Genomic DNA, 18,579 nt, shown 5'->3' on the forward strand with positions numbered 1-18,579 from the left:
GCTATTGATAAGGACACAAGTTGCAAGTTCTTGTCCTCAATAAATGCAGTTCGAATATTTCCTTAGTTAAAAAGGGCGGGTACTGCTTAAACGTTACCAAAAAGTAATTACATCACTTCAAAGTGCGTACTTCTCAAGCCGAATCCTAACGTGCAAAATGACATTAATCAAGAACATGACGTTAGGAGATGAACTTATATGAATACAGATCAACGTTCACATCATTCGCAAAAAACGGCTTTGGTTGTAGGGGCCAACGGGGTGATCGGCCGCAACCTCATCGAGTACCTTGCGACGCTTCAAGGCTGGGATATCATCGGCGTATCGCGCCGAGGCGGGGAATCCACGAACCGCGTACGTTATATCTCCGCCGACCTGCTTGATCGGGAGGATACGATCGCCAAATTAAGCTCCTTGACCGAAGTAACGCATATCTTCTACGCAGCCTATCAGGACCGGCCAACATGGGCCGAACTCGTCGCGCCGAATCTGGCCATGCTCGTTCATGTCGTGGAAGCCATCGAGCCCATTGCCGACAATCTGCAGCATGTCAGCCTGATGCAGGGCTATAAGGTATACGGCGCACATCTCGGTCCATTCAAGACGCCAGCCCGGGAGACGGATGCGAATCATATGCCGCCGGAATTCAATGTGGATCAGCAGAACTTCCTGGAGGAACGGCAGCAAGGCAAAGCCTGGACCTGGTCCGCGCTCCGCCCCTCCGTTGTCAGCGGATTCGCCCTTGGAAACCCGATGAATCTGGCGATGGTCATTGCCGTCTATGCCTCGATTTCGAAAGAGCTCGGCATTCCTCTGCGTTTTCCAGGTAAGCCGGGAGCCTATCACAGCCTGCTGGAGATGACCGATGCCGATCTGCTCGCGAAGGCGACCGTTTGGGCAGCGACCGATGAACGCTGCGCCAATCAAGCCTTCAATATTACGAACGGGGACCTGTTCCGCTGGAACGAATTGTGGCCGAAGATCGCATCGTATTTTGAGATGGAAACCGCGCCGCCCCTGCAGATGAATCTGGAAACGGTCATGGCGGATAAAGAGCCGGTTTGGAATCGCATGATTGATAAGCATGGGCTTGCGAAACACGATTATGAAGAGGTTTCATCCTGGAAGTTCGGTGATTTCGTGTTCTCCTGGGATTATGATTTCTTTGCAGACGGCTCGAAGGCCCGCCGCTTCGGGTTTCATGAGTATGTCGATACCGAGGCCATGTTCATGAACATCTTTGACGAACTCCGGCGGCGTAAAGTCATTCCCTAAGCGAACGCGCAACCTGCATGACGAAGAGCCGACTATAAGAGGAATAGCCGGCTCTTCTCCTGCAGGTTAATACGTTTCTTCAAGCGCGGGCTTTTCCCGCACGGTTGCGGACTCGCCGTATTTTCGCTCGATATGCGCATCTCCCCATCGGCACATCAGATGAAGAATCTCCTTCAGGCTCCAGCCATACTCGCTCAGTTCATACTCCACCTTGGGTGGAACCTGATTGTACGTTTTGCGTACTATAACGCCCTCCTCTTCCAGCTCCCGCAGATGCTGTGTCAGCATTTTCTGCGTGATCTGGGGAATCAGGCTTAAAAATTCGCTATTTCGCCTTTTACCGAAAGTAAGATGAAAGAGAATGACCGGTTTCCACTTTCCGCCAATGACCTCCAGCGTAGCTTCGACCGCCGTGTTGTACACTTTTTCTTTAGACTCCATGCAAGCCTCGCTCCTTCGTTACACGATATGGCATTACCACAGATTTCCGATCTCCCGCTTTACTTCTTCCACTATAACACGAACCCCTTCCTCGATCTGGTCCAATCGAGCTCTGGAAATGCTGATACGTATAAACTTCTCGCGCATCAGATAGTCGGACAGATAAAACAGCTTGCCGGACACCACATGAACGTTCCGTTCCTTCAGCCGCCTGATCAACCGCTCCAGGTTTACGGTCTGGGGCAGCTTAAACAGCTGATATATACCGCCGTCGCCGGGCACGGCTTCAATGAACCCGGTCCCCTCGAACTTCCGCACCGCAGCGTTCAGAGCTTGCATACGTGTGTGGTACTGGCTGTAAATTTTCTGTTTATGCCGCTCGTACATCCCGTTGCTGATATAAATTTCGAGTGCCGCTTGGGACAGCAGGGACGTATCCCCGTAACTTTTGTAGGCATGGAACGTTTCGAGCAATCGTTCCGGCAGGACGACGGCCCCTAATCGCAGTCCGGGAAAAATGATCTTCGAGAAGCTCTTCAGATACACCACGTGCGAGGATCTGTTGTAAGCATAGATTGGATCGTATCCCCGTTCTTCGCCTAATTCGGCCATATAGTCGTCTTCCACAATATAAACGCGATATCGGGTCGCCAGGTTTGCAATGGCCTTCCTCTGCTCGGTGCCGTAGGAAGTGCCCAGCGGGTTATGATATCTCGGCATCGTATAGAAAAATTTAATGCGTCCGGTTCGGAATTGCTCCTCTAAAGCCTGCAGATCGATGCCTGCTGCCGTGCGCGCGATTCCGATAACGGGGAATCCCTCGCTCTCCAGAAACTTCAGGTAGTTATTGTAGCTGGGCTGTTCCACCAGAATGATGGACTTTCCGCCAGGGAACGGCATTTTCGCCAAGATCTCGAGCGCCTGCTGAGCGCCTGCCGTGACCATGGTTCTCTCAGCGGTAGTGAACACCTGATTTCCGGCCAGGTGAGAGACCAGGGTATGGCGAAGCTTCTCCATCCCTTGCGTATCGCCATACGTAAACAGCTCATATTTATAGGTATCAATCGCCTTGTTCAGGCAATGTTGAAAATCCAAATACGGGAATACATTCACGTCAGGGGAGGCCGAAGAAAAATCGATCATCGTATATACGCTCCCGTCCTCCTCCGATTTCGGACGGTCCACCACATAATACCCGCTCTGGGATACGGAATAAATCGCATGCCGTTTCTCCAGCTCGGCGTATGCCCGTAGTACGGTGCTGATGCTGCATCCGTACATGGCTGCCGCACGCCGCACGGAAGGCAGCTTTTGTCCCGGACGATACTCTCCTTCCGAAATTTTGGTTTCCAGCTCCGAGAGAATGGACAAGTATTTTTGCATCATGCACCTCCTGTCTTTTCTATGCTTGATTATATCCGACTCCCCTTTATCCCAAAAGATCTAATATTTTTAGGTGAAAAACCTAATTTTATTAGGTTTTTTGAGTGGAAAGCGTCTGATAAAATAAATACAAGCGCTTACAATGCAATGATTCAAGGAGGAAATGTGATGACCAAGCCCGTACAGCCTAACGAACCGATCGTAACCCATATCTATACCGCAGACCCTTCCGCCCACGTATTCGAGGGCAAAATTTATATTTATCCATCCCATGACCTGGATCACGAGAACACGTCCAATGATAACGGCGACCAATATGACATGGAGGACTACCACGTTCTCTCGATGGAGGATGTGAATGCTCCATGCGTGGACCATGGCGAAGCCCTTCATGTGAAGGATGTACCATGGGCGAAGAAGCAAATGTGGGCACCGGATGCTGCCTTCAAGAACGACACTTACTATTTATATTTCCCCGCCAGGGATCATGACGATATTTTCCGTCTTGGCGTAGCTACAAGCTCTTCGCCTTCCGGTCCATTCAAGCCGGAGCCCCATTACATTCCGGGCAGCTACAGCATCGACCCTGCCGTATTCGTGGACGACGATAACCGGGCTTATATTTACTTCGGCGGTCTCTGGGGCGGACAGCTGGAACAATGGCAGACCGGTTCGCACATTCCGGATGCGGAGGGACCTGCGGCAGATGCGCCTGCCATCGGACCGCGGGTCGCTGAGCTGAGCGACGACATGCTTACTTTTAAAGAGGCGCCCCGGGAAATTTCCATCGTTGATGAGAAGGGCAGCCCGATCGTTGCAGGGGATGAGGAGCGAAGATATTTTGAAGGTCCTTGGGTCCATAAATACAAAGGCATCTACTATCTATCGTACTCCACCGGATCAACGCACAAAATCGTCTATGCCACGAGTGAAAGTCCGACGGGCCCTTTTGAGTTCAAGGGCACGGTTCTGACACCCGTTATCGGCTGGACGACCCATCACTCCATCGTTCAATTCCAGGATAAATGGTATCTCTTCTACCATGACAGCTCCCTGTCCGGCGGTGCAGACAACAAACGCAGCGTCAAATTCACCGAGCTGACCTACAACGAGGACGGCACCATCCAGACGATTGACCCGTACGGCAAATAAGCCGTCGCAAGCGCTATCCCGTAAAATAAACAAGCTGACCCACATTATGGAGTCAGCTTGTTGCCGTTCGCGATATTATTCATGCGTTGCAGCCCTGTCCGTTACACGCCCTTTTTAAACAAAGAAAAAGAGTAAATCGCCGGAGCCGCCGCGATCAGAATAATGACAGGGACGATGGCGATGGCAAGGTTCACCTTCAGAAACGCCGTCAGGATCATGAACGCTCCGCCTGCCATCCACAGGTACCCGGCAAAACGATGCGTTTTATTCCAATTATCCTGGCTGTTCAGCGTCCAAGGCAGCTTGATGCCCACCGTATAGTTCTGTTTGCTCTTCGGCAAATAATTGCCGGTGATCACGAGCAGCATGCCCACTAGAGCCGGTGCAATCGTCTGGATCGGCAGCTCGGCCCCCATAGCCTTGAACAGCGTGATTGGCATGAGAATGAGAGACAGTGCGGGGATGAGCCATAGACCCATTGTTCTTAAAACCGGGGCAGCGTTCATTTTCTTAGGATCGTTGTTAAGCCCCACATTGACAATGACGTTAATAACCGCCGTAATCAACGGAAGCACAAACGCCGCAACCGCCTTAGGCACATAATTATCCGGGTTGCCCGCCGCGTCCCAGTGAACCGCCACCTGATCAGGCAATTGATTGTACAGCGTCATCGATAAAATAATCGGCAGCAAGCATATCAGCGTTGTTATAACCAGCATCGAACTATTCTTTTTCCTCATCTTGTTTCCCCCCGTTAAATTGTGAAAACCACAGCATGATTTCTTCGAAGACGGATACGTTGATCTCATAGTAAATATAATTTTTATATTTTGTTTCAAATATCAGTCCGGCCTTCTTCAGCTGCGACAGATGATACGAGATGGTCGCCCCGGTCATATTGAAATGCTGACCGATCTCTCCGGCTGACATTTTGCCGCGTTTGAGCATAACCAGGATGTCCCGTCTCACCGGATCAGATAACGCCTTGAATGTTTCCGGAAACCCCAATGTGCATCACCCATATTTCTATTTAGAATTTCATCTAAATACATTATCGCTTATGCCTGCATCCAATTGCAATACCTATTTTGAAAAAATTCTAAATAGAATGCAAAATGGGCATCCCGACAAACCCCATCGCCATGGACGTAATTATTGTTTGCCTATAAACAACAAAAGCCCGCCACGGACCCGCGTTACGCGCTGATCCATAGCAGGCTTGCTCCACGGCCTGTTTATCCAAGCACCTTCTCAAATACCGGAAAGCTTGCCGCTCTATCCGGGAAATTCACTTCTCCCCGCAGGTCATAACCTAAGCCTTGATACAGCTTAAGCGCAGCCGTATTCTTGGCATAGGTGTCCAGTCGTAGGCTTCGGTAACCCTGGCGCGCCCCATACACTTCGGAGAAAGCTACCAATGTTCGCGCGATGCCCTGCCCGTATGCTTCCGGATCGACGGCAAGGCGATGCATCATAAGATGCGGTCCCTCGTCCTGCTTCCAGCTAATGGTTTGGTACTGTTCTGCCTGCGATTCGTCGAGAACAACGATCCCTAAAATGCGGCCTTCCCCTTCAGCCGCAAACAACGTTTCGCGCTGTAAATCCTCACCGATTACCTCCCGGTTCGGATATTGATCATCCCATTGATCGCTGCCTCCAGCCTGCATGACCGTTACGCAGCGTGCAATCAAAGCCATGATTTCCTGAAGGTCCTCTGTCCGTCCTGTCCGTATGTTCATATGCATCGAAACACCTACTATTGTTTTTTTAGAACAGTTTACTATGGTTGGACGGCAGCAACAACTCGTAAGCATAACCCTCGAAAGCATCCTATTTAAGCAATGTAAGAGTCACCTCTATCGTATTGTTTACGAAAGAGCGCTCCGGACGGGATTTCAACATCACGGTCAGCCCAATCAAGGATACGATGAGCGCTTGCGATAAAGCTTTGGCGTCCGTGCCCTTCGCAAGCTCGCCCGATTGTATGCCCCGCTCAATGGTTTCCTGGAAGATGACCGCCAGGTACATCTGATGTTCCCTTGTCAGAATTTCAAATTTCTCATCATGAGGCGCAAGCTCGACCATCGTATTAATGCAAAAACATCCGCGGCTGCGGCTTTCGGCGTATTCCTCATCCACTACATTCTCAAAAAAGGCTCGAAACGCCTCCCTGACCGATCGATGATTTTGCAGCCTGGTTCGCACCTCGGAAGCATGCCCTCTCGTGTATTTGCGCAGCGCGGTTTCGAACAGTTCTTTTTTGTCTCCGAACGCAGCGTAAATACTGGGCCGCTGAATACCCATTCTGGAGGTCAAATCGGTTAATGAAGTAGCCTCATATCCCTTCTCCCAAAACAGCTGCATGGCGGCATCCAATACCTTCTCTTCATCAAATTCGCGGACTCGTCCCATCGTTAATTACCTCTCGTTACTTTAGATTTAAAGGAAGCTCGATGATCACAGGTGGTAAGCAAATAGTTTAATTTCATTACCAATCAGTAAAATAATTTTAAGATCTACGAATGCTTTTGTCAAACACCGAACATCCGATTTTTACATTTATATCAACACCTCTAAGCATAATTTTAAATCATTTCAATAAACGTATTGACATGAATTGTCATTGTGGGATATATTTATCGATGATTTTAATATACCGATCGGTACACAAAAAAACGAAAGGATTGGATGCATGAAAATGGAGAGGATGCTGGATAAAAAAGCGGCCCGTAACGAAACGGGGGCTGTTACGTCACAGGGGGCGCCAAGTTCGTCTGAATGCGTTAATGCTGCTCCAATGACTCGTTACGTGACGCTATTGTTTGCGATTGCCTGCGGTATGTCGGTTGCTAACATCTACTTTGCACAGCCGCTGCTCGATCAGCTGTCAAACGAGTTCAACATGGATTATTCCATCATCGGCATTGTAATTACTGTCACGCAGGTTTTCTATGCATTCGGACTGCTGCTGCTCGTGCCTCTGGGAGATTTACTGAACCAGCGCCGATTGATTATCGGTCAGATGACGATCTCCGCAGCAGCTCTGGTTATCGTTGGTACTGCTTCCTCTGGTGCGATGCTCTTCGCAGGCTTGGCTTTGGTGGGACTGCTTGCCGTTGTGACGCAGACCATCGTGGCATTCGCGGCAGCTATGGCTGCCCCTGCCGAAAGAGGGCGTGTCGTCGGCATGGTAACCAGCGGAATTGTGATCGGGATCCTTCTTGCGCGAACCGTTTCCGGTATCCTGAAGGATCTTGCAGGATGGCGCTTCGTTTATTTGGTTTCGGCTGCGTTGATGCTGCTCATGGTTTACGCATTATATAAGGTGCTGCCAAATGCTGCGCACAAGGTAAAGACTCTTTCTTATGCTCAACTGCTTAAATCGGTATGGATGTTGTTCCTGCAAGAACGGCTATTACGCATCCGCGCTGTGTTGGCTATGCTGATTTTTACGGCTTTCAGCATGTTGTGGACCCCATTGGTACTGCCTCTTAGCTCGCCGCCGCTATCCCTTTCGCACTCGGCTATCGGGGCGTTCGGCCTCGTGGGCGTCGTAGGGGCATTGGCTGCAGCAAAGGCCGGTAAGCTGGCCGATCGAGGTGATGGACAGCGAACGACGGGAATTGCATTGTTCCTGCTATTGCTGTCATGGCTGCCCATCGGCTACACGGAACGGTCCCTGTTCGCCTTGGTCATTGGCATTATTCTGTTGGACTTGGCGGTACAGGCCGTGCATGTCACGAATCAGAGCATGATTTTTGCATTGCGGCCGAAGGCGCGCAGTCGGATTGTTGGCGGCTACATGATGTTCTATTCCATCGGGAGTGCTGCCGGTTCCATTTCTTCAACCCATATTTACGCACACTTCGGCTGGCATGGGGTATGCGTGCTCGGGGCCTCCGTCAGCACTGTTGCTCTCATTTTTTGGGCTGTGACCAAAGGCGCTAAAGGTGCTGCCCACTGATAGTAATTCAAACTACTAAAGATCGCTTCCCTCGGAAACGGGGTGGCGATCTTTTAGAATATCCACGAACAGCGGCGAGCTTCCAGCCCATACGTCAATATAAAATTCTCTATTTATTGTTATGGATACAGTTCCTATGGATGCAGTTCCTCAAAATAACGAAAGACACGCCGTTTGGGCGTGCCTTCATCCTATTCTTATGGCGTTTTCCCCAGGATCACTTCGCCTGTCGTCTTATTCCAGGACATCGGAATGCTAAGCTTTGATGTGATCAACTCCAACGGAAACATGGTCGAATTCGCCAGGAATGGAACGCTTGCATCATCTCGCGTCACCTTCCCGTTCACCAATACAACGGCGGGATCACTGGATTTAATGGATACGGTATTTCCGCCATAAGAGAAAGACCATACCGGAAACCGCTGATTTCCGTGTTTCGGATCCGGATTGGACTGTCCGCGCTTCACTTTGATCCCCAGGGCTTCAAATACGCTAGTATACGGTACATACAGCTTGCCTTTCACCATGGCGGAAGAACCGTAGAAGCTAACCGTTTGTCCGTTTACCGTCCAAGATAAAGGAGGCTGTACCATGACCGGATTCCCATCGTTCTCGTTAGGCGAGCCGCTGCCTTGATATTTCTCTTCTCCCCAAGCCAGCACCTTGCCGTCCTGATTGGTTGCATAACCGGTATATCCCTTGCTTCCCCAAAGTGCCGTTATACCTGTCAGACCTTTCACTCGAAAAGGCTTTGCCGTCGGATCGTTGTAATTCCACTGCCAGACCGTGCCGTCGTTTTTAAGCATAAATAAACGGTTGGCCCCCGTCCTTATCTCTTGGATATCGTTTAATCCCTTCACCGCAGCAGGCGCTTGCTGCTTCGTATTCACATTCCACCGCAGCACCGTTCCGTTCTCATGCAGCAGAAACACGTCATACCAATGCGCGGCGATTCCGGTAATGGAGGAAGCAACCAGCGGTTTAACTTCGCGAAACTCGCGTTCCAGGCGGAACCGGTCGTAGAAGCTATTATATACCGTTAACATATCGACGCTGCCGTCTTTACCGAGAATCAGGGCCTCGTGTCCGGCGACCACTATTGTTTTTGCATTCGTGACTCCCTTGATAGGGAAATATTTTACCGTCATCTTTAAATGATCATTCGGACCAAACGTCGGACTCCATATCGTCGCAGACCCATCCTTATGCAATGCGACAGAACCATGGTTTGAAATAGACAAGCTGGCTACATCCTTAAGACCTTCCAGCTTGATCAGCCCTCCCCTTTTTTGGAAAGGCAACAACGGATCCTCGTTAATATAAGGCGAGTAATAATCGCCCCAGGCCCACACGTCCCCGTTCTTGTCCAAGGCAATTGAAGAATTATCGCCTGCCGCCACCTGAACAATATCAGTCAGACCCGCGACTTGCTTGGGCACCCATTGATGAATGCTGGTCCCGTCACCTACTTGACCTGACTTGTTATAACCCCAGGCGGTCACGGAGCCGTCGCTCCATGCCGCAACACCATGTCCGCTGCCCCCGGCCACGCTTACCGGTATGGGGTGGGAATCTCCATTCGTTGTTTCCGCTGCTCCTGCAGAGCCCAGCACCGTACAATTAACTGCTAACAGGATCGTCACTAACATATAAGCTACCCTGCGATTGAATTTCTTCACGAATGAGGCCTCCATTCTCGATCTATAATGGTATATAATACCATATCAATAGATGGTAGGGAAAAAATAGTATACCCGCTGCTTTTAGCTGGAAGCCGTTATTCAAACATGGCTGGATTCAGCCTATGTTTGTTGGAATAAAGTTGCCGTGACCTTGCAGTCCGCGCACAGGAACATATAATAGATGCCTTCCCCGTACTCCTCGACCTGTTCCCAATCCAGCTGCCCGATGAATGTCATGCTTCGGGAACAGCAAGGGCAGGAAGGGTAGACGGCGTCCTGGATCCAAGCCGGGTAACCGCCGATTTGCGAGACCGCCGGCCCGAGCGCCCAATAGGCGGCATAATAGCTGCTGCGAGGGTTGTCCGCAAGCCGCAAGGATTGCCCCGCCGACGCAAAGCTTCGCTCATCCTCCTCGGAATCAGGCTCAGGCACATATTCCGGTTTAATATTAGTCTGGCTCCATTCGGATTTTCCGCGGAAATCTACATCCATATAGATCGTATCGTAACAACTGCAGATCACGCAGGTGGTCACTCGAAGCCTCTCTCCGGACAACCCCAGGAATCGAAGCTTCGGATGGCTGATGTCCAGATCCGCCAAAGTGGTCAGGCTGTTTCCGCACCATGGACAGGAAGTGGAATCCTCCTTCAAAAATTGTGCGGGCTCGGGTTCCGCTGCATAAGTGCTTTCTGATGGCACTATTTTCGCTATGGCGTAGCTGTCATGGTAGAATAGTCGGCGTTTGCTCCTATTCTCCGCAAGCTCCCAGCCCCCCTCATGCGCATAAGCTTCAGGCGGGACATACAGCTCCTTCGCCCAAGATGGAGGATCGGACCTCCATTCTTGAAATTGGCGCACGACCTGATCATCCCCGATCCAAGCCAAGGCCAACAGCAGATGGTTGCGGTTATCCTTGTCCTGTTTCACTTGTTGAAGCAGTTCGTCGCGGCTATGGGCAGATGCATCTTTGAACAAAATGCCGGGATAATAGATCCCCCGCTCCAGCAGTATCGGTATGCAGGTTTCAAGCGAGCGGTTCCGATAGCAAATCAAGGACACAAGAATCTCCTGGCAGGTGTCCTCATCGCCCGATTCCAGCAGTTCAAGGGCTGCATTCAGCATGCGGTCGGCATCACCCGCAGATAAAGCGGAATATACCTCTTCTCTTTTCAGAGGATAGGGAATATATCGGATGAATGGATCCCGCTTCACCGGGGCATGCATGATCTTAAGGATCTCTACCGGGTCCGTTATCCCCTCGTACAAGTCGATATCTCTCCGGTGCTGTTCTATGTAACGCTGCCGTTCTGCGCGCTCCATCTCCTGCTTGCACGGCATGCAATAACCGCCGGTTTTGGCCGCGGTTGCCGGCAATATCGTTGCCGAACATCCTTCGCTTCGGCATGGCAGTCGTTCTGTCATGCGCTCCCCTCCTTATTCTAGTAAGTCTACTCAGTTGGAGCCTAGCTCCTATTCTATGGTAAGTCCACCTCAACTGGAGACCGGCCCCTATTCTATGGTAAGTCCACCTCAGCTGGAGACCGGTCCCGATTCTATGGTAAGTCCAACTCAACTGGAGACCGGCCCCTACTCTATGGTAAGTCCACCTCAGTTGGAGACCGGCCTGTTTTCTCATGGCCATGAATTTCCTCTATTAACTATAGCTTTCTTTTCATTCCCATATCAACAAGGAGCACTCTTATCTCCTTGGGATCTATCACTACAAGAAAGAAGGCGAGATCCGTTAGCATTTATGAATACGCATATTCGACGGAAACGCGTATTACTGAAAATAGCGTTGCTTCATGATAGGCATATGACCGACCAGCCATCCAAGCATGCCCCGAACCACGCATCGTGCGCACAGGGAGATGCGCACGATGTACAAAAAAACTGTTACATCAGGGTCTCACGCAGATAAATGAACGCGAGAAAGGGGAATAGCATATTCCGAGCGTATAGACTCTTAACGCTAGCCGGTCGGCGGACAATTAAGCTCTTTCACCTCAGCGATTGCGCTAGCCCGGTTCGCCAGGTGGGATGGAGCGGCTGCCAGCCATACTCCTTCCGAGCTTTGGCGTTGGATGCGCCGCGCTCACCGCGCTTGCTCCCTGCTTGATAGGCTGGAGCTGGCGCTTGCAGCGCATCGGCATACACCGGCAGCCATGCCGTTCCCGCAGCAGGCTCATCGTCCACGATGTTGACCGGGCCTGACGGCCAGTCCAATGCCTGCAGAGCGGCATTTGCCGCATCCTCGACATGGAGAAAGGACTGAACGCCATCCGTTGCCGGCAGAGCTCGACTTCGTACTCTTTCCGCCATGATTCCGTTAGCGTCGTACCACGTGCCGGGACCGTAGAACATTCCATACCTTAGAATGACGTGGCTTGGCATTTGGGCAACGGCATGCTCCAGCGATACGATACCGTCTATCGTCGACTTGCGAGGTACAGGCGCACGGACATCCAGGGGGGCGTCTTCGGTGGCGGGATGCTCTCCCGGCTCGTACGCCCAAGCAATGCTCTGGGCAATCATTCGCTTAATGCCATGGATTTGGGCGGCTTCCACCAAATGACGCGTTCCCTCTATCCGAATCCTGGCATTATCCTCCAGATTCCATTGGCTTAACGAAGTAAGCTGATGGATAATGACATCCGGCCGGTTCTCCCCGATTGCGGCGATCATTCCTTCGCGGTCAAAAGCATCCGCAACGATCCCTCTTGCTCCCCAGGATTCGATCAACCCTTTACCCTGATTATTGCGAGTCATGCCTGTAACCTCATGACCGGCTTGCACCAGCTTGGGAAGCAGCCGCTGGCCGATGACTCCCGTAGAGCCTGCAACAAATATGTTCATATAAACTGACAACCTCCTGCTCGTTAGATATAAAATGAATGGAACCCTTCGAGAGTGAAAGACATTAAGGGGTCCTGGTCCTGTCGGAAATTGGAATTGCAGTTCCATCTTAGCATGATGGATAAGCATCCTTAAGGGCCACTTTTCATCGGGCAGACCGTGCCAATTCATCCGCAGATGATCAACACGGTTAACCCGGGGATGGGATCATTCAAAGCGAGTCAAGCGCACTACAAACTCTTTTTTGCCAAGTCGGGTGGATCCTCGCCGTATTCGCATAACGCAAAAACGCACCACATGAAAGTGGCGCGTTCACTTGAGAATAATAGCCGGTTCCTGTCCATTTACTCTTCTTCTGTTACATCACGTATCGACGCATTCGTAGCGCTGCGCTGCTGCCGGCATTCCGGTTGATTGCATACGCCATAAAAGGTCGCGATTCGATTCGTATCCACCGTATCGATTAGAGCGTTGCAATGTCTGCATAGGATGACACCCATATTCACCTTTTTAACGGAATGGTTCATGCTTCACTCATCCTCTCTTGGTATCAGATTTGTGTTCAGAACTTCCCAGCCATGTTCTTGCTGCTTACCTACAGACCGAACCTCCATTTCCGCTACTTCTCTTCGGGTTGGATTCACCTCCAATTAAGCATGTTAAATATGAATCGGTTGTAATTAATGTACACCATAAATATATAATACACAATATATATTAAAAAAATAGTTATTTTCATTATATATGACGTCATATTAAACAAGTTTGGCGTTCCATGTCTCCTCAGTGTCCATCATGCCTTGTGGAGCGGAAATGTCGCAGTCATAGAGTTTTTAATCGCTTGTGCTGGTTGGGATACATCATGAAGCTTCTAAACCCGACAAGATCAGATAATCGGTGCCGAAAGATAATTGTCGTTCAGAGCCTAATTCGTAGAAATTCTAGTTGTCATTTGAGTTTTAAATTGCTAGTGCCGATTAGGAAAATGCACCTTCTTTCTTATACCAATTAGCTCGTACAGAGATACCGAAAGACACACGTCCATCTGATATCCGCAAGGCGCTTATTGATCGCAATAAAAAAGCCCCATGATTTAGGCAGCCATTGCATCGGCTTCGCATCAGGGACATTTTTTCATGGTCGATATAGACTGATGTAATTACGATCCGAATATCGGTATCCATTCAATCATGAGAACAATACCTATTGCTAATCCTGCAAAACACAAGTTATACTAGCCAACATAAGGACGTGAAGAACACGCCGCTTCTGTGCAAAGTGCCCCAATGAAGGATTGGGGTTGCATTGTATGGGGCGGCTTTTTTATGTTCAACAATAATAACAGTCGATTTACAAAACCAAGGAGGGTTATCCGAATCATGTCACGGTTTGATCAACTGTATGAGCTCTGGATACACACAAATATCCTCAATGAAAAGAATCCCCGCAGGCTCGAAATCCTTAATAAAGGCCTAGGCCACGGCACCGTCGAGTTTCTGCGTTCCGTATGGTTTCCAGCGATTGGTCATTTCAATGACTTGCATCCGGAATGGGAAGTACGCGATTTCAGCAATGGTTATCGTTATTTGGACCTCGCCTATATGCCTGGTGATGCTAAAGGAGGCATCGAGATACAAGGATACGGACCGCATGCCCGCGATCTGGACGTCAGAAGGTTTAAGGATTTATGTCGCCGCCACTGTTTATTGGCACTGGATGGCTGGACATTCCTTCCCATAGCCTATCCCTCCATCGTCGAAGAGCCAAAGCAGTGCCAGCAGCTCATCCTATCCTTTGTCGGCAGATTCGTTGCAACCGATGTACCTGCGTCATTAAGCTGGCTGGAGGCAGAAGCTGTGCGATTTGCCCGGCGACTTCTGCGCCCTATAACCCCCTCAGAACTTGCTAATCATCTTAGGGTGAGTGATCGGCACACCCGACGCATATTGCATAAACTGGTCGAGCTCCGGATTCTGGACATCGCAAGCGGAGAACAACGAGCCCGTACCTACAAACTCCGCTTGTAAATGGTAGTAATGATGGGGCATACAACAGTTCTTGGAAGAAGAAGGGAGACATGCGTTCTTCCAAGTGAGAATATGAAAACAGCAAGGAGGGAGCTTGTGAATTGGGTACCCGGCGATATTGCAGATATCCAAGAGAGAATATTAGTAACACTAAGTGGACATCAGATCCGTTATTTCGAAAAAACAGCCGCTTTATCCGAACTTCCGGACACAGGATCCCCTATTTACTCTAAATACCTCGATTATCAGCCATATTCTAAGTAATAGCGGATCTGATGTCCTCATATAACCCAAACCTCGCCATCTAAGACGAAATAACGGAACCTCAGTCCTCTTAAGGTTGCAACAGTCACAAACACGAGCCCGTACCTACAAACTCTGCCTCTAATGACATTCATGACGGGAGCATACTACAGTCTTGCAGTTCTTACAGTTACAGTCTTACTGTCCTTATAGATATTGCAGATATCTGAGAAAGCGAACAACGGAACCTCAGTCCTCAAACCTCACTACGGTCTGCGCCTCCACCTGATGCTGGATCTCAATCAGCGTCTCATCCCAAAAACGCCTCATGATCTCTCGCACATAAACGTCATCCAGCATCTCCTGATGGATCGCGATGGTCGTGTTTCCCGTTTTCGTGGACAGCACATAAATTTGCAGCCGGGACGGGTTGTCCCACTCCTTACGTTTCCACGTCAGGCGCAGCTTATGGTAAGGGACGACCACCGTAATTTTGCCGGACACGCCTTCCTTCGACTCATATTCCTGCCCGACCCGCAGCTCCAGAGAAGGAACAGCTCCGATCCATAATGACAGTCCCTCTGGAGACGTGAGGAAATCCCACAGGCTCTCCTTCGTTACGGCCATCGTTTTCCTGACCCCGATCTGAACCCCGGCATCTTTCGTAACGCCGACAGGCACCCGGCCCATCAGCTGTTCGTACATCGTGGCGATCCATTCGCCCCACTCCCCGGATACCTGATGCTGCTCAACAATGTGGTTTCTGATCTGCTCATGGGACCAGAGCGGGTCCACTTCCTGCCCAAGGGCTACGACCCATGCTTCCCACGAACGTTCCGTTGCCTTTATCACTTCTTGTTTAAAAACGGAGCCTGCCATCTCGCTCTCCTCCTGATACGATCTGATGGAGTTCATTATATAACACAAACACTGACAAAGAAGGTCAGTGTTTATCATCAGCTTTGATAATATTTGAATAACGACTCGGCAATATCGGCCAAACCTGATTTCAGCTCCTTGGGCCCAACGATGCGAATCTTACCGCCGAAGGATAGAAGATAGTAGGCAACTTGCGTATACAACGTAGACTCATCCAGTCTAAACACCGCCTCCTCCGCCGTACGTTCGACGAGCGCGTGGCCGAGCAGCCAATGCCCGCATAAATCGTCCAAAGCTTGGGGGATGCCTTGGATATGCACGGAAACCAAATGGGGATTGGATTCGGAGCCTTGCTCCGTCAACAGGCTGTCCAATAAAAATTCACGTGGGGAAAATGTCGCCGGACGGTCAAACACGACGTCGGTAGGCCGGATTTGGCCCATGCGATCGACACGGAAGGAGCGAATTTCACCGCGCAGATGGCAATAGCCAACTGCATACCATTTGCTTTTCCAGTGAACGAGCCCATAGGGATCTAAAGTCCGTGTCTGCTTAACGCCATCATAGCCTGTTTTGTAATCGATCTCGAGACTGGTTTGCCGGTCGATCCCGGTTTGGATCTCATGCAGCATGGAGGTAAGCCCGGAAGCTGCGGGCGGATGAATGGCCTCGATGCTGTTCTCATGTCGCTCCAAACGCTTCAACTGCTCCGGATTCGTATATCGTTTGATTTTGGATATGGCCCGATTCAGCGGCTCTTCGGATGGATACCCCGCTTCCCGTGCGAATGCGGCTGCATGAAGAAGCGCCTTTTGCTCATCGGCATCAAAAAACAAGGGCTCCAGCTTGATATGATCCGGAATGGAGTACCCTCCGTCGCGTCCTATCTCCGAAATGACAGGCACTCCCGAAATGCATAGGGCATCGATATTCCGGTAAATCGTTCGGATGTGAACGCCCAGTTCCTCCGATAGCTGTTTTGCCGAAATTCTTTTGCGCGATTTCAGCAGCCAAAGAATTGCCAGCATATTATCCGCCTTTGACATCGTGTGCAGCCGTCCTTCCCTTGGAATTCCTTCGTTTGTCGTTTGTTCCATTATATCTCACTTCCTTAGAAGGTTTGGAGATATTCTTCCTGCTGCGCTCTGACGTTGTCCAGCGCCCCCATTTCCAATGAGAAAAGCCGACCCGCTGTAGGATCGGCCTGATTTTGTACATCGTGCTCACTACTCCCGCGCGCACGGTGCGTGTTCAGGGGCATGCTTGGATGGCTGTCGACTAGATGTAACGGAAAGATGATGCCCTGCTCCATCAGCCGCCATGCTCATGCACTGGGAATGACAACTGTTCCTCATTCATCTGCTGTCACACTCACGCACTGGAAATCACAACTATTCCTCATTCATCTGCTGTCATACTCAGCACCGTGGCGCCTGTTCCTCACTCATCAGCTGCCACACTCAGCACCGTGGGCGCCTGTTCCTCATTCATCTGCTGTCACACTCATGCGCATCGTGAATGACAACTTTTCTTTCCTCAATGTTCATGCCCCACCGTGATGACAACACTGCCCCTCTTACGCCCTGTATCCGCGTATCGGTGTGCCTCGGCGATTTGCTCCAATGCATACTTTCTATCGATGACCGGTTTGATCTTCCCTTTCCCGAGCAGATCCGTAAGCCGTCTCAAATCCTCCATCAGCACCTTGGCTACTCCCTGCCCTTCTACCGTTACATAACTCCCGCCCGCGGCAAGCAAATGCTTGCAACGGGATTTCGGCAGTTTGCCGACCGCGTCCAGGATGATGTCGTACCGCTCCCCGCTTTTCGAAATATCCTCTTGGGTATAATCCACGACTTGGTCGGCTCCGAGCGACTTCACCAGCTCTACATTCACGGTGCTGCAAACGCCGGTAACCACGGTTCCCGCATGTTTGGCAAGCTGTACGGCTAAATTTCCCACCGCGCCGGATGCACCATAGATCAGAACCTTGTGCCCCTGCCGGATGTTCGCTTTTCTAAAAAAATGCAGGGCCGTCGTCCCTCCGAAAAAGATCGCGGCCGCATCGTCATAAGTCACGTGCTCCGGCTTCATTACGATCATCCCGTCTTCGTGCATGCAGATGTACTGCGCATACGTGCCAAATCGCATTCCCCTGAATGCCAGAACCTGATCGCCGATCTTGAACCGTGTAACATCCTGGCCTATCGCTTCCACTTCCCCCGCCAGCTCCACTCCGAGTATCGATTGTCTGGGCTTCCTCAGACCCAGCACCAATCGCATGGGGATTTTATACAATAGAGGACTGCGAAATCCCCGCACGCGGCAATCCCCCGAATTGACGGTAGTGGAATAAATTTTGATCCGAACTTCGTGATCCTTAGGAATAGGCTTCGCTACCTCTTGGAGCTGTAACACCTCCGGTGATCCGTAAGCGGTGCATACCATTGCTTTCATGGGTTTCCTCCAAACCTGCTTTTGCAATCAGTATATCTGCCGTAACACACCGGGATAAAGATACTTTAGTATGGTTTTCGAATGAAATACTGTAGTCAAACCGGACTGTCACCTAAAGCAAGCCCAACTCGCGCGCACGCGCAACAGCTTCGGTACGGCGGGTAGCCTGGAGTTTATCGAATATGATCCGGTTATGCCCTTTGACGGTACTAAGCGCAAC

The 18,579-nt window shown here is 50.5% G+C and carries 17 protein-coding genes; 4 read left to right on the plus strand and 13 right to left on the minus strand.

What is annotated here, in order from left to right; genetic code table 11:
• Positions 1-198 precede the first annotated feature (198 nt).
• Complete coding sequence (locus HMPREF9412_RS08470) at positions 199-1,275, plus strand: SDR family oxidoreductase (RefSeq protein WP_009591008.1); 1,077 nt, start codon at positions 199-201, stop codon at positions 1,273-1,275.
• A 66-nt stretch (positions 1,276-1,341) separates the two neighbouring features.
• Here the strand turns inward: HMPREF9412_RS08470 and HMPREF9412_RS08475 are convergent, their stop codons facing one another.
• Entirely contained in the window at positions 1,342-1,716 is a 375-nt protein-coding gene (locus HMPREF9412_RS08475) for a winged helix-turn-helix transcriptional regulator (protein WP_009591019.1), read from the minus strand.
• A gap of 33 nt (positions 1,717-1,749) precedes the next feature.
• Complete coding sequence (locus HMPREF9412_RS08480) at positions 1,750-3,099, minus strand: aminotransferase-like domain-containing protein (RefSeq protein ID WP_009591003.1); 1,350 nt, start codon at positions 3,097-3,099, stop codon at positions 1,750-1,752.
• A 168-nt stretch (positions 3,100-3,267) separates the two neighbouring features.
• Here HMPREF9412_RS08480 and HMPREF9412_RS08485 point away from each other — a divergent pair, with 168 nt between their 5' ends.
• The gene (locus HMPREF9412_RS08485; protein ID WP_009591027.1) at positions 3,268-4,251 is read left to right on the plus strand and encodes a glycoside hydrolase family 43 protein; all 984 of its coding nucleotides are present in this window, start codon (positions 3,268-3,270) and stop codon (positions 4,249-4,251) included.
• A gap of 101 nt (positions 4,252-4,352) precedes the next feature.
• On the opposite strand, the gene HMPREF9412_RS08490 is transcribed toward HMPREF9412_RS08485, so the two are convergent.
• From HMPREF9412_RS08490 to HMPREF9412_RS08505, 4 genes are all read right to left on the minus strand, one after another.
• Positions 4,353-4,991: an SdpI family protein gene (locus tag HMPREF9412_RS08490; protein ID WP_036671690.1), complete on the minus strand. Its 639-nt coding sequence runs from the start codon at positions 4,989-4,991 to the stop codon at positions 4,353-4,355.
• Positions 4,975-5,259 (minus strand): autorepressor SdpR family transcription factor, encoded by a 285-nt coding sequence (locus tag HMPREF9412_RS08495; RefSeq protein WP_009591002.1) that lies wholly within the window; start codon positions 5,257-5,259, stop codon positions 4,975-4,977. Before HMPREF9412_RS08495 ends, HMPREF9412_RS08490 begins: the two co-directional genes overlap by 17 nt.
• Positions 5,260-5,486: 227 nt before the next feature.
• Entirely contained in the window at positions 5,487-5,990 is a 504-nt protein-coding gene (locus HMPREF9412_RS08500) for a GNAT family N-acetyltransferase (RefSeq protein WP_036671705.1), read from the minus strand.
• A 91-nt stretch (positions 5,991-6,081) separates the two neighbouring features.
• Positions 6,082-6,663, minus strand: a complete 582-nt coding sequence (locus tag HMPREF9412_RS08505; RefSeq protein ID WP_009591005.1) for a TetR/AcrR family transcriptional regulator — start codon at positions 6,661-6,663, stop codon at positions 6,082-6,084.
• 385 nt (positions 6,664-7,048) lie between these two features.
• On the opposite strand from HMPREF9412_RS08505, the gene HMPREF9412_RS08510 reads away from it, so the two are divergent.
• On the plus strand, positions 7,049-8,215 hold the full coding sequence (locus HMPREF9412_RS08510; protein ID WP_050802802.1) for an MFS transporter: 1,167 nt from the start codon (positions 7,049-7,051) through the stop codon (positions 8,213-8,215).
• A gap of 197 nt (positions 8,216-8,412) precedes the next feature.
• On the opposite strand, the gene HMPREF9412_RS08515 is transcribed toward HMPREF9412_RS08510, so the two are convergent.
• From HMPREF9412_RS08515 to HMPREF9412_RS08530, 4 genes are all read right to left on the minus strand, one after another.
• Positions 8,413-9,894, minus strand: a complete 1,482-nt coding sequence (locus HMPREF9412_RS08515; protein WP_009590985.1) for a stalk domain-containing protein — start codon at positions 9,892-9,894, stop codon at positions 8,413-8,415.
• 123 nt (positions 9,895-10,017) lie between these two features.
• Positions 10,018-11,319, minus strand: coding sequence for a hypothetical protein (locus HMPREF9412_RS08520; RefSeq protein WP_009591031.1), 1,302 nt, complete (start codon positions 11,317-11,319; stop codon positions 10,018-10,020).
• A gap of 579 nt (positions 11,320-11,898) precedes the next feature.
• Positions 11,899-12,753, minus strand: coding sequence for an NAD-dependent epimerase/dehydratase family protein (locus tag HMPREF9412_RS08525; RefSeq protein ID WP_009591025.1), 855 nt, complete (start codon positions 12,751-12,753; stop codon positions 11,899-11,901).
• A gap of 344 nt (positions 12,754-13,097) precedes the next feature.
• The gene (locus tag HMPREF9412_RS08530) at positions 13,098-13,280 is read right to left on the minus strand and encodes a GapA-binding peptide SR1P (RefSeq protein ID WP_009591018.1); all 183 of its coding nucleotides are present in this window, start codon (positions 13,278-13,280) and stop codon (positions 13,098-13,100) included.
• Positions 13,281-14,132: 852 nt separating this feature from the next.
• Between HMPREF9412_RS08530 and HMPREF9412_RS08535 the strand changes: the two genes are divergently transcribed.
• Positions 14,133-14,780, plus strand: coding sequence for a MarR family transcriptional regulator (locus HMPREF9412_RS08535; protein WP_036671695.1), 648 nt, complete (start codon positions 14,133-14,135; stop codon positions 14,778-14,780).
• A gap of 492 nt (positions 14,781-15,272) precedes the next feature.
• Here the strand turns inward: HMPREF9412_RS08535 and HMPREF9412_RS08540 are convergent, their stop codons facing one another.
• The 3 genes from HMPREF9412_RS08540 to HMPREF9412_RS08555 form a co-directional block, all read right to left on the minus strand.
• Positions 15,273-15,902, minus strand: coding sequence for an SRPBCC family protein (locus HMPREF9412_RS08540; protein WP_009591004.1), 630 nt, complete (start codon positions 15,900-15,902; stop codon positions 15,273-15,275).
• 77 nt (positions 15,903-15,979) lie between these two features.
• Positions 15,980-16,948, minus strand: a complete 969-nt coding sequence (locus tag HMPREF9412_RS08545; protein WP_036671706.1) for a helix-turn-helix transcriptional regulator — start codon at positions 16,946-16,948, stop codon at positions 15,980-15,982.
• A gap of 490 nt (positions 16,949-17,438) precedes the next feature.
• Positions 17,439-18,359 carry an NAD(P)-dependent alcohol dehydrogenase gene (locus HMPREF9412_RS08555; RefSeq protein WP_009591006.1) on the minus strand — a complete coding sequence of 307 codons (921 nt, stop codon included), beginning with the start codon at positions 18,357-18,359 and terminating at the stop codon, positions 17,439-17,441.
• Positions 18,360-18,579: the final 220 nt, after the last annotated feature.

Origin of the sequence: Paenibacillus sp. HGF5, assembly GCF_000204455.1 — a bacterium.
Lineage (GTDB): Bacteria > Bacillota > Bacilli > Paenibacillales > Paenibacillaceae > Paenibacillus_AQ > Paenibacillus_AQ lautus_A.